An 11,563-nucleotide genomic window follows, 5' to 3' on the forward strand; every position below is an offset into this window, starting at 1 on the left:
CTCGCTGGACGGGGGAGCCACCACCGCACCGGAACCGCCTGCGCAACAGCAAGCCGCCCAACACAACAGGCGTGCCATCAGCCTGCGAGCGGCGCTGGAGGGCTCCTTCGGGAGTGTCGGGGGCCAGGGGGCAGCGCCCCCAGAACCAACCCGCGCAACAGCAACACCGCCAAAGCAACCCAACCACCAGAACGAACAGGGGCGGACACCCGGAGGTGCCCGCCCCGCCAAGACCGGAGGTCAGATGCCCGCCGAGGCGAGCCACTCCTTGGCGATCTTGTCCGGCTCCGGCTTGTCCGGCGCCGCCAGCTTCTGGTTCAGGTCGAGCAGGGTCTTCGTGTCGAGCTTCTTCGAGATGGCGTTGAGGGTGTCGCGGACCTGCTGCGACGCCTTCTTCTCGTTGATCAGCGGCAGCACGTTCTGCGCGGCGAACACGTTCTTCGGGTCGTCCAGCACCACGAACTCGTTGGCCTTGATCGAGGAGTCCGTCGTGAACAGGTCGGCCGCCTGCACCGTGTTGTCCTTCAGGCCGGCGACCGTCAGCGGGCCGCCGACGTCGAGGGCCTTGAACTCCTTGAACTCGCAGTTGTACTTGGCCTTCAGGCCGGGCAGGCCGTCGGGGCGGTTCTGGAACTCCGGCGGGCCGCCGAAGACCAGGTCCTTGCAGTACGGCACGAGGTCGTCGATCGACTTCAGGCTGTACTGGGCCGCGATCTGCTTGGTGACGACGACCGCGTCCTTGTCCTCGGCCTCCGACTTGTCCAGCACGATCAGGTTCTGCGGCAGCGCCTTCTTCAGCGCCTCGTACACCTCGTCGGCGCCGACTTCCTGCGCGTCCTTGTCGATGTACTTGAGGAGCACGCCGGTGTACTCGGGGATCAGGTCGATCGAGCCGTCCTGAACGCCCTTGTAGTACAGCTCCCGGTTGCCGATGTTGAGCTTCTTGGAGACCTTGACGCCCTTGGCGGACAAGGCTTCCGCGTAGATCTCGGCGAGCAGGCGCGACTCCGTGAAGTTGCCCGACCCGACGACGATCGTGTCCGTCGGGGCCGGGTTGTTGGCGCCGCCCGTCAGCGGGTCACCACCGCACGCCGACAAAAGCATGACCGCGGCGACGGCTGTCGCGATGCGCTTCATCTCTTTCCTCCGGTTCCTGCTGGACGCAGCCCTGGCGAGACCGTCAGCCGTTGCAGGCCGGCGAACCCCAGGTCGACTACAACGGCGAGCAGTGCCACGAGCACCGCGCCGGCGAGCATCTGTCCGAACTCCTGCAACGCGAGGCCGTCGAAGACGAACCTGCCGAGGCCACCGGCGCCGGTGTAGGCGGCGATGGTGGCGGTCGCGACGACCTGCAGCGCGGCGCCGCGGAAACCGCCGTAGATCAGCGGGAGCGCGTTGGGGATCTCCACCCGCAGCAGCACGCCCGACTCGCGCATGCCGACGCCGCGTGCCGCGTCGACCGTCACCGGGTCCACCGCGCGCACGCCGGCGTAGGTGCCCGCCATGATCGGCGGCACCGCCAGCAGCACGAGCGCGACGTACACGGGGAAATCGCCGAGGCCCGCCCACAGCACGACGAGGATCAGCACCGCCGTCGTCGGCAGCGCCCGCAGCGCGTTGGAGAGCCCGACGATCACGAAACCGCCCTTGCCGGTGTGACCGACGAACGCGCCGAGCGGGATCGCGATCACCGCGGCGATCAGCAACGTCAGCAGCGTGTAGCCGAGGTGTTCCGCCAGCCGCACCGGGATGCCGGTCGAACCGGACCAGTGCGCGGGGTCGAAGAGCCAGCCCATTCTCAGCTCACCTCCCCGCCCGTGCCCACGGCGTCAGCAGCCGGCCCGCGAGCAGCAGCAGGCCGTCCGCGAGCACCGCCAGCACGACCGTCCCGATGAGACCCGCGAGCACCTTGTCGGAGTTGTCCGTCTGGTAGCCCTCGGTGAAGAGCTGGCCGTAACCGCCGAGGCCGACGAGCGCGCCCACGCTCACCATGCTGATGTTCGACACCGTCGCGACGCGCAGGCCCGCGATCGTGACCGGCAGCGCCAGCGGGAAGTCGACCGTGAGGAACCGGCGCAGCGGCCGGTAGCCCATCGCGTTCGCCGCCGCCGTGACGTTGCCCGGCACCGCGGACAGCGCGTCCGCGACCGACCGCACCATCAGCGCGACCGTGTAGATCACCAGCGGCACGATGACGTTGATCTCGTCGAGGATCCGCACGCCGATCAGCACCGGCGTGATGACGATCAACGCGATGGACGGGATCGTGAACAGGACGTTGGCGAGCGGGAACATGACCGCGCGCGCCGTCGAGGACCTGCTCGCCACCCACCCGAGCGGGACGGAGAGCACGAACCCGATCAGCACCGGCACGACGGAGAGCCGGAGGTGCACCTCGGTGACCTCCCAGAACCTCCCCCAGTTCTCGAGGATCCAGGTCACCTCGGGACCTCACCCGCCGCGCGGGCCTTCGCGAGGGCCTTGATCACGTCGTCGGCCTTCACCACGCCGCTCACCGCGCCCGCGTCGTCGACGACCACGCCGAGTGCGGACGGCGAGCTGAGCGCCGCGTCGAGCGCGCCCCGCAGCGTGGAGCCGTCGTAGAGGGAGCCGCCGGAGATCACGTCCTGCTCGGCGACCTCGACCTCACCGTCCACACCGGACAGCCAGCCCTTCGGCCGGTTCTGCTCGTCGACGACGAGCGTCCAGTCGGTCACGGTGATGCGCTCTCCGAGCCGGGCGGTGGCGACGGGGTGCACGGGCACGTCGGCGTGCAGGAACGTGAGGGTGCGGTAGCCGCGGTCGCGGCCGACGAACGAGGCCACGAAGTCGTTGGCGGGCGCGCTGAGCAGCTCCTGCGGCTTCGCGTACTGCGCGAGGTGCCCGCCCTTCTGGAACACCGCGACGCGCTCGCCGAGCTTGAGCGCCTCGTCGATGTCGTGCGTGACGAACACGATCGTCTTGTCGAGTTCCGCCTGCAGGCGGAGGAGTTCGTTCTGCAGGTCCTCGCGCACGACCGGGTCGACGGCGCTGAACGGCTCGTCCATGAGCAGCACCGGCGGGTCGGCGGCGAGCGCGCGGGCGACGCCCACGCGTTGCTGCTGACCGCCCGAGAGCTGGGCCGGGTAGCGCTTGCCGAACGCCGGGTCGAGCCCGACGATCTCGAGCAGCTCCGCGGCGCGCGTGCGGGCCTTGCGCTTGTCCCACCCGGACAGCAGGGGCACGGTCGCGACGTTGTCCAGCACGGTGCGGTGCGGGAAGAGCCCCGCCTGCTGGATCACGTAGCCGATGCCGCGCCGCAGCGTCGGCGGGTCGACGGTCAGGACGTCCTTGCCGTCCACCAGGATCGTGCCCGAGGTCGGGTCGATCATGCGGTTGACCATGCGCAGCGACGTCGTCTTGCCACAGCCGGAAGGACCGACGAACACCGTGATGGTGCCCGCCTCGACCGCGAGGTCGAGCTCGTCGACAGCGATGGTCCCGTCCTCGAACCGCTTGGTGACGGCCCGGAACTCGATCACCCGAAGATCCCTCCGGTCGTGACGGCCACCCCGTTTGGACCGCCCTGGACGTAGATCCCAAAGACCTTAACTCGTTCGGCGTACCCCGGCACAGCGTTCCACCATGTGACGGGCCGTATGGTTTACCGCTTGTGACGATCGATCAGGTCCGGCAGTTGGTGGCCGAGCGCGGAGTGCACGCCCGCAAGCTCCGCGAGGTGTTGTCCCTGCTCAGTGAGGACTGGCACCCGCTGGCCGAGCTCGTACGCCTGCCCGCGGTGCCCCGCCGCACCGTCCAGGACCTGCTCAAAGCCCTGGGCGACGACGCCGAGTCCTCGGGTGATCGTCACCGCATCGCTCCCGGCCTGGTGGCGTCCTACCGCGCCGAGTTCGGCGTCTCGGGTGTCCGCGACCACACCGACGTGCTGCGGCAGATCCTCGTGGACATCGCCGACGTGCCGCCGCCTCTGTCCTCGTTGGACCACGTGCAGGCGACGGCCGAGACCGCGCTCAACCGCGCGGTGTGGCTGAACTCGACCTACGACCTCGCGGGCAAGCGGTTGCTGTGCCTGGGCGACCACGACCTGACCTCGCTCGCCGTCGCCGCGGTCAACCCGGCCGTGTCGATCACGGTCGTGGACCTCGACGAGCGCCTGCTGGAGTTCATCGACTCCCGGGCCGCCGCACGCGGGCTCGACGTCCGGACCTTGCACTGCGACATGCGTTTCGGCCTCCCGACTGCCGCGGTGGAGTCGTTCGACCTCGTGTTCAGCGACCCGCCGTACACGCCGGAGGGAATGGGCCTGTTCGCCGGCCGCGCGGTCGAGGCGCTCGAGGACGTCGCGGGCGGCCGGGTGCTGCTCGCGTACGGCTTCTCCGACCGCACGCCCGCCCTGGGGCTCAAGGTCCAGCAGGAGCTGCAGAAGCTCGGCCTCGTGTTCGAGGCGATCCTGCCCGCGTTCCACCGCTTCGACGGCGCGCAGGCCATCGGCTCGGCCGCCGACCTGTACGTGTGCCGCCCGACCGGGCGCCGCGCGGTGACCGGCGGGACGCGGATCTACACGCACGGCGCGCAGTCCGTGGAGTCGGCGGGACCGTCGAAGGAAGCTTTGTCCGCCTTGTCGGATCTGGCCCCGCGCCCCGAGTCCTCGCCGCCGCCCAAGCCCCGCGCCGCCGGCTGGACCGAGCCCGTGGGCAAGGGCGCCGCCTCGCTGGCCGTCGACCTCTCGGCGGACCCCGGCCCGTGGCTGCTGCGGACCCTGCTGTCGTCCTCGCCCGCGCGCCTGGCGTGCCTCGTGCCGAACAATCACCCGGCCGTGTCGTCGGAGGCGGGGCAGAAGGAGCTGCAGGAGCTCGTCGCGACGCGGTTCAAGCTGAAGTTCCTCCGCAACAAACCGGACGCGAAGACCACGATCGTCGTCGCGGACCAGGTGCTGACCGGCACGCTGTCACTCGGCGACCGCACGGTCCGCGAGGTGCTCATGAAGGCGCACGGCAAGCTGCGCAACGTGTGGCGCGAGGCCTTGATCACGGCGTCGCAGGGCGTGCTGACCAAGCGGCAGGCGGCCGAGATCGTCGACAACGCCGCCGCGTCGCCGGACGACCTCGAGCTGCGGCTGGTCGACCTGCCGAAGCACCGGATCGCGGCACTGCTGCCGGAGATCTCAGCCAGCGCGGGGTATGTGGAGCGGCCCGAGGGCTAGCACGGCGCGGAACTCCTTGGGCGGCACCGGACGCGAGAACAGCCACCCCTGGTACGCGTCCACGCCCACCCCGCGCAGCACGTGGAACTGCGTGGCCGTCTCCACGCCCTCGGCCACGCACTTGCGCCCCATCGCGCGGGCCATGTCCACGACGGCGCGGGCGACGGCGAAGTCCGACGAGTCGTTGCCCACGCCCGAGACGAAGCGCCGGTCCACCTTGATGATCTGCGCAGGCAGGTCCTTCAGGCGGGCCAGCGACGAGTAGCCGGTGCCGAAGTCGTCGACGGCGAACTGCACGCCGCGCTTCACCAGCTCGTCCATCGACTGGCGCACGCGCGAGGGCAGGTCGACGAACGCCGTCTCGACCAGCTCCAGCACCACCCGTTCCCACGGGACGCCGGACTCCATGATCGCGGTCGACACGATGTCGACGAACTCCGGATCGCCCGGCACGAGGCCGGCCAGGTTCACCGCCACCGACACCGGGCGGCCGTCGGGCGCGGGCCACGTCGCGGCCTCCCGCAGCGCCGTCCGCAGCACCCAGCGGTCGAGCTCGCGCATCAGGTCGCCCTGCTCGGCCACCGGCAGGAACACGTCCGGCGGCAGCAGGCCGCGGTCCGGGTGCGGCCAGCGCACCAGCGCCTCCGCGGTCAGCACGGAACCGTCCACGCCCACGACCGGCTGGTAGTGCAACGCCAGGCCGTCGTGCTGCAACGCGTCGCGCAGCTGGCCCTCGAGGTGCACCTGGCGGTCGGCGGAGGCGATCAGCGCGGCCGAGGCCAGCGACACCCGGCCGGCGCCCGCGCGCTTCGCCTCGAACATGGCGGCGTCGGCGAACCGCAGCAGGTCCGCCCCGTTGGCCCGGGAGCCGTTCGGGACGGCGGCGCCGATCGACGCCGACACGCGGACCAGCTGGCCGTGCACGGGAACGGCGGTGCGCAGCAACGAGGCCACGCGCGTCGCGAGCGCGTCCACGCCGCCCACCGCGTCGATGTCCTCGGAGATGATCACGTACTCGTCACCGGACAGGCGCGCGGCCGTGCAGCCGTCCGGCAGGCCGCCCTCCAGCCTGCGGGCCAACGCCACGAGCAGCTCGTCGCCCGCGTCGTGGCCCAGGGAGTCGTTGACGCGCTTGAAGTTGTCGATGTCGCAGAAGAGCACGGCGACCTTCGCCCGGCCGGGGCCGTCGAGCACCTTGCCGAGGATCTCCTTCACCAGCGCGCGGTTCGGGAGTCCGGTCAGCTCGTCGTGCGTCGCCTGGTGGCGCAACGCCTCGGCGGCGCGGCGGCGTTCGGTGATGTCCAGGAACACGATCAGCCAGAAGCGGCGGCCGTCGTCCTGCACGGACAGCGCGATGTGCAGCTCGCAGTAGACCTTCTCGCCGTCGGGGCGCACGAGGATGCGCTGCGGGATCTTCTGCGTGCGCTCGGCCGCCCACTGCAGGCCCGGCGAGGTGTCCTCCGGGTGGGTGAGCTGCTCGGCGGTCATGCCGCGCAGCTGCTCCAGCTCCATGCCCAGCAGGTCGCACAGGGCGTCGTTGGCGTCGACCAGCCGCTCGCCCTCGTCGAACAGGCCGATGCCGACCGGGGTGACGGAGACGAGGTCGGTGAAGCGCTGCGACGACCGCTTCATGCGGGTCTCGGCGGCGCGCTGCTCGGTGACGTCCTGCGCGGTGCCGACGGCGAGCTGGTTGCCCCGCGCGTCGTGGACGATCATGCCGTGGCAGCGGAAGATGCGCGTCGAGCCGTCGGTCGGCCGCACCACGCGGTGCTCGCACTGGACGGCGACCTCGTCGACGGCGAGCTGGCGCCACAGGTCGTCGACCCAGGCGCGGTCCTCGGGGTGCACGAGGTCGAGGTAGTACCGGTAGTTGCCCGCCACCTCGGCGGGGATGCCGTAGAGCTCGCGGAGCATGTCCGACCACACGACCTCGCCGGAGCCCGGGTTCCACTCCCACATGCCGAGGCGGGCGGCCTGCTGCGCGTCCGCCAATCTTCGGCGGTCCTCGCGCATCTGGCGTTCCAGCGCCCGCGCCTCGGTGACGTCCTGGATCGTGCCGTGGTAGCGCTCGATGCGGCCGGACGGCGCGAACTCGGCGCGCGCACGGCACATGTAGACGCGTTCGCCGACCTCGCTGCGCACCTCGGCCTCGACCGGCTCGCCGTCGCTCGCGTGCAGCAACGAGAGCCGGATCGCCTTCACGGCCTCGCGGTCGTCCGGGTGCACGCCGCTGAGCAGGTCGTCGTCCGGCGTGATGCCGAGCTCGGCGAACATCTCCATCAGCACTTCGCTGCGGTGCACGGCGCGCGTGCCGGTCTCGTAGGCCCAGCTGCCGATGCGGGCGATGCGCTGCGCCTCCAGCAGCCGCGCCCGTTCCTGGGCCAGCTCGGTGGCCGCGCGCTTCGCCTCGGTGATGTCGCGGATGTAGCCGGTGATCTTCTCCAGGTCGCCCGCGTCGGTCAGCCGCGCCTCGGCGACACCGCGGATCCACCGCAGCTGGCCGTCGGGGCGGATGATCCGGTACTCGATGTCGATCGGGTCGCCGGTGATCTCGCGGCCGTGCCAGTAGGTCTCGACCATGTGGAAGTCGTCCGGGTGCACGACGTCGAGGACGGCCTGCGCACCCGGCACGACCCTGCCGCGGTCGACGCCGAGGAGCTCGTAGTGGGTGTCGGACCAGACGGTCATGCCGGTGGCGGGGTCGAACTCCCAGGACCCCAGCTCGGCGACCCGCTGCACCTTGCGCAGGCGGCGCTGCTCGTCGCGCAGCGCGTCCGCGGCGGCGGCGAGGTCGGAGACGTCGATCAGCAGGACGGCCTGCAGGCCCGTTCCCGGAACGGCCGTGCGGGCGACGCGGACCGGCAGTTCGGTGCCGTCGGCCCTGGCCAGGCGGAGGTCGGAGGCGTTGCCGACGAGCAGGTCGCCGAGCGGCCGTCCGACGAGGTCGTCGGTTCCCCGCGCGCCCGCCAGCTCGACGGCCGCCGCGTTCGCCTGCACGACGACGCCGTTGCCGTCGACGAGCAACGACGGAGTGTCGGGCATGGTCAACCCGTCGAGCGCCACCTGCGGTTTCCCGGCCGTGCGCATCCGGCCGTTCACCACTGTCGCGCGTCCCACCCACTTGGGCACCGACCCACCCTCTCCCGCATTCACCGCCCGCGGCAATTCGAGTGGACGCGACAACGGCACCCGAACGGCGGCAAACACGAACCCTCTCCCCGGATGAACATCCGAGGAGAGGGACGGTAGCGCTTCGGACGGTCATCGCCCACCCCTGCACGGGTTAACGAAAAGCCACGTTCGTGGTTCCGGTCCCTGTGCAGATGCACATGGATGGCGAATACGACGCGGAGCCGGGCGCGCTCGTGCCCAGCTCACGCCCGCGCGGTGCCCGGATCAGGCCCGGATCAGGCCACTCCGTCGGCCTTCGCGGCCACCGCGACGGCCGCGGCGACCTCGGGTCCGACGCGCGGGTCGAGCGCCGAGGGAACAATTCGATCTGGACCCAAATCATCTTTCGCGACGGCCAGAATTGCGTCGGCCGCGGCGAGTTTCATCCCTTCGGTGATCCGGCGCGCGCCCGCGTCGAGCGCCCCGCGGAAAATGCCGGGGAACGCGAGCACGTTGTTGATCTGGTTCGGGAAGTCGCTGCGGCCGGTCGCCACGATCGCGGCGTGCCGCCCGGCGACCTCCGGGTGCACCTCGGGGTCGGGGTTCGAGAGCGCGAAGACGACCGAGTCGCCCGCCATGCTCGCGATGAGCTCCTCGGGCACCTTGGACGACGACACGCCGATGAAGACGTCCGCGCCGCGCAGGGCCACGTCGATGCCGCCCTCGAGGCCGCTCGAGTTCGTGACCGCCGCGATCTCCTCCTTGACCGGGTTGAGACCGGCCCGGCCCGTGCGGACGATGCCGCGCGAGTCGAGCAGCGTGATGTCGCCGGCGCCCGCGGCGATGAGGATCTTGGCGATCGCGATGCCCGCGGCGCCCGCACCGGAGATGACCACCCGCTGGTCGCCGATGTTCTTGCCGAGCACGGTGTTGGCGCCGTTGAGCGCGGCGAGCGACACGACGGCGGTGCCGTGCTGGTCGTCGTGCATGACGGGGCAGTCGAGCGCCTCGACGAGCTTGCGCTCGAGCTCGAAGCAGCGCGGCGCGGAGACGTCCTCGAGGTTGACCGCCCCGAACGACGGGCGCAGCCGCACAAGCGTCTCGACGATCTCGTCCACGTCCGTCGTGTTCAGCACGAGCGGGATGGAGTCGAGGCCGCCGAACGTCTTGAACAGCGCGGACTTGCCCTCCATGACGGGCAGCGACGCGCTGGGACCGATGTCGCCGAGGCCGAGCACCGCGGTGCCGTCGCTGACGACGACGACCAGGCGGTGCGCCCACGTGTACCGGGCGGCCAGGGAGGCGTCGCGGGCGATGGCGGTGCTCACCCGCGCGACGCCGGGCGTGTAGGCGATGGACAGCGCTTTCGGGTCAGCGAGCGAGGCGGTCGCGCCGACCTCGAGCTTCCCGCCCAGGTGCGCCTGGAAGATCTCCTCGTCCGTCAACTGGGTCGGATCGGAGTTCTCGGTACGGGCTTCGTTCACTGCTGTCACGGCGTCCCTCCTGCGGTGCGGGCGGCGGAATGGCCCTGAGTGGGCTCATCACCAAACGGCGCACCGTCCCAGCGTTGTCACGCCGGGTGCACGGGGCCTGGAAACTCGGTCGAGGTCCTCCGACGAGTTGCGGCGGAAAACTGCCCGAGTGCTGCGGGTGGAGCGAAGTGTGGCAGGGACGCGCGGCGCTGTCTGCGGCGGGGATCACACTTTTTCCGCAGGTCAGAGGGCATGTAGCAAGACGTCCGTCCGGTTTTCTGAACCGACCGGTCAGTTTTCGCTGGCAGGAAGCACCCGATCGGTCAAGAAGAAGTGACGCCTTAGAGTGACGGCATGCAGGCGAGTTCGCTGAAAATCAACGGCGCGTTCGAGTTCACCCCTCGTACATTCCCCGACGACCGCGGTCTGTTCGTCGCGCCGTACCAGGAGGCCTCCTTCACCGAGGCGGTCGGGCACCCCCTGAGGGTCGCCCAGACCAACCACAGCGTGTCCCGCGCGGGCACCATCCGGGGCATCCACTTCGCGGACGTGCCGCCGTCGCAGGCGAAGTACGTCTTCTGCCCGCGCGGCTCGTTCATCGACGTGGTCGTGGACATCCGCGTCGGCTCCCCCACCTTCGGCCAGTGGGACGCGGTGCTCGTCGACGCGAAGAAGTGCAACGCCGTCTACCTCTCCGAGGGCCTGGGCCACGCGATGATCGCGCTGGAGGACGACACGACGATGCACTACCTCTGCTCCACCCCCTACAACCCGACCGGCGAGCACGGCCTCACGCCGCTGGACCCCGCGCTCGACCTGCCGTGGCCGCGCGAGCTCGAGTTCCTGTTGTCGGAGAAGGACACCGACGCCCCCACCCTGGGGCAGGCGTACGAGGCCGGCACGCTCCCGCGCTACGAGGACTGCCTGGCGCTCTACGCGTCCCTCAAAGTCTGAACGCGGGCCTGGGCCACAGCCGGGCCTTGACGACTCCGAGCACCTCAGCTGCCCCGAGCTGCTCGGAGTCCGTGCTCGCGAACGGGTTGTCCCCCACCACGTGCCACCCGCCGTCCACGGGATGAGAGACACGTTTGACCGACAGCTGCCCGGGCCGGCTCGCCCACCTCACCAGGGCGATCTGCCCGGACCGGGGCTGCACACCCCACCTGACCAGCACGACGTCCTCGTCCCTCAGGGCGGGCGCCATCGAGGGCCCGCGGACGAGCACGGTCGAGAGTCGTGGTCTCAACGATCACCTTTCGCGCAGCCGGAGTAGGGTTCTGCATGTCGGAGCATCCACTGTTTTCATTCTGGGAGGAACGATGCGACTCGTGTCGCGCATTCTCCGCCCGCGCGTCGAAGCCACCGCGCACTGCGACCTGCCCTGCGGTGTCTACGACCCCGCGCAGGCCCGCATCGAGGCCGAGTCGGTCAAGGCGGTCCAGGAGAAGTACCAGGCCAACGAGGACCCGGAGTTCCGGGAGCGCGCCGTCCTGATCAAGGAGCAGCGCAGCGAGCTCGTCAAGCACCACCTGTGGGTGCTGTGGACGGACTACTTCAAGCCTCCGCACTTCGAGAAGTACCCGGAGCTGCACGACCTGTTCAACCGCGCCACCAAGGCCGCCGGTGCCTCGGGCACCAAGGGGTCGATGGACCCGGCGTCCGGTCAGCAGCTGCTGGACCTGATCGCGGAGATCGACAAGATTTTCTGGGAGACCAAGCAGGGCTGAGCCCTCCCGGTCTCACCGACGCCGCTGACCTGCGAAACTCGATTTCGCAG

Annotated in this window: 10 protein-coding genes; 3 read left to right on the forward strand and 7 right to left on the reverse strand. The window is 70.4% G+C overall.

The window, feature by feature from the left end; genetic code table 11:
* Nucleotides 1-240: 240 nt before the first annotated feature.
* Genes ACFWGZ_RS33730 through ACFWGZ_RS33745 form a run of 4 tightly spaced genes read right to left on the reverse strand, consistent with a single transcriptional unit; the run spans nt 241 to nt 3,521 of the window.
* Entirely contained in the window at nt 241-1,137 is an 897-nt protein-coding gene (locus ACFWGZ_RS33730) for a glycine betaine ABC transporter substrate-binding protein (RefSeq protein ID WP_382455634.1), read from the reverse strand.
* Nucleotides 1,134-1,796, reverse strand: a complete 663-nt coding sequence (locus ACFWGZ_RS33735) for an ABC transporter permease (protein ID WP_382455635.1) — start codon at nt 1,794-1,796, stop codon at nt 1,134-1,136. The genes ACFWGZ_RS33730 and ACFWGZ_RS33735 overlap by 4 nt, the downstream gene beginning before the upstream one ends.
* 7 nt (nt 1,797-1,803) lie before the next feature.
* Nucleotides 1,804-2,442 carry an ABC transporter permease gene (locus tag ACFWGZ_RS33740; protein ID WP_382455636.1) on the reverse strand — a complete coding sequence of 213 codons (639 nt, stop codon included), beginning with the start codon at nt 2,440-2,442 and terminating at the stop codon, nt 1,804-1,806.
* Entirely contained in the window at nt 2,439-3,521 is a 1,083-nt protein-coding gene (locus tag ACFWGZ_RS33745) for an ABC transporter ATP-binding protein (RefSeq protein WP_382455637.1), read from the reverse strand. The genes ACFWGZ_RS33740 and ACFWGZ_RS33745 overlap by 4 nt, the downstream gene beginning before the upstream one ends.
* 137 nt (nt 3,522-3,658) lie before the next feature.
* Between ACFWGZ_RS33745 and ACFWGZ_RS33750 the strand changes: the two genes are divergently transcribed.
* The gene (locus ACFWGZ_RS33750) at nt 3,659-5,203 is read left to right on the forward strand and encodes a bis-aminopropyl spermidine synthase family protein (RefSeq protein WP_382455643.1); all 1,545 of its coding nucleotides are present in this window, start codon (nt 3,659-3,661) and stop codon (nt 5,201-5,203) included.
* On the opposite strand, the gene ACFWGZ_RS33755 is transcribed toward ACFWGZ_RS33750, so the two are convergent.
* Together ACFWGZ_RS33755 and ACFWGZ_RS33760 are read right to left on the reverse strand one after the other, a co-directional pair.
* A complete protein-coding gene (locus ACFWGZ_RS33755) occupies nt 5,165-8,332 on the reverse strand; it encodes an EAL domain-containing protein (protein WP_382455638.1) in 3,168 nt (1,055 codons plus the stop codon). The two genes, ACFWGZ_RS33750 and ACFWGZ_RS33755, sit on opposite strands and share 39 nt — an antisense overlap.
* 278 nt (nt 8,333-8,610) lie before the next feature.
* Complete coding sequence (locus ACFWGZ_RS33760; protein WP_382455639.1) at nt 8,611-9,807, reverse strand: NADP-dependent malic enzyme; 1,197 nt, start codon at nt 9,805-9,807, stop codon at nt 8,611-8,613.
* A gap of 333 nt (nt 9,808-10,140) precedes the next feature.
* Here ACFWGZ_RS33760 and ACFWGZ_RS33765 point away from each other — a divergent pair, with 333 nt between their 5' ends.
* The gene (locus ACFWGZ_RS33765; protein ID WP_382455640.1) at nt 10,141-10,740 is read left to right on the forward strand and encodes a dTDP-4-dehydrorhamnose 3,5-epimerase family protein; all 600 of its coding nucleotides are present in this window, start codon (nt 10,141-10,143) and stop codon (nt 10,738-10,740) included.
* Here the strand turns inward: ACFWGZ_RS33765 and ACFWGZ_RS33770 are convergent.
* The gene (locus ACFWGZ_RS33770) at nt 10,730-11,032 is read right to left on the reverse strand and encodes a S24 family peptidase (RefSeq protein WP_382455641.1); all 303 of its coding nucleotides are present in this window, start codon (nt 11,030-11,032) and stop codon (nt 10,730-10,732) included. The two genes, ACFWGZ_RS33765 and ACFWGZ_RS33770, sit on opposite strands and share 11 nt — an antisense overlap.
* Before the next feature lie 73 nt (nt 11,033-11,105).
* Between ACFWGZ_RS33770 and sodN the strand changes: the two genes are divergently transcribed.
* Nucleotides 11,106-11,513 carry a superoxide dismutase, Ni gene (gene sodN, locus ACFWGZ_RS33775; RefSeq protein WP_382455642.1) on the forward strand — a complete coding sequence of 136 codons (408 nt, stop codon included), beginning with the start codon at nt 11,106-11,108 and terminating at the stop codon, nt 11,511-11,513.
* Nucleotides 11,514-11,563 lie beyond the last annotated feature (50 nt).

The organism is Lentzea sp. NPDC060358, from assembly GCF_042725365.1.
Taxonomy (GTDB): domain Bacteria; phylum Actinomycetota; class Actinomycetes; order Mycobacteriales; family Pseudonocardiaceae; genus Lentzea.

Bases quoted from the DNA above. Each gene is read 5' to 3' on its own strand.
- ACFWGZ_RS33730 (WP_382455634.1), bottom strand. From the start codon at position 1,137: ATGAAGCGCATCGCGACAGCCGTCGCCGCGGTCATGCTTTTGTCGGCG.
- ACFWGZ_RS33765 (WP_382455640.1), top strand. From the start codon at position 10,141: ATGCAGGCGAGTTCGCTGAAAATCAACGGCGCGTTCGAGTTCACCCCT.
- sodN (WP_382455642.1), top strand. From the start codon at position 11,106: ATGCGACTCGTGTCGCGCATTCTCCGCCCGCGCGTCGAAGCCACCGCG.
- ACFWGZ_RS33735 (WP_382455635.1), bottom strand. From the start codon at position 1,796: ATGGGCTGGCTCTTCGACCCCGCGCACTGGTCCGGTTCGACCGGCATC.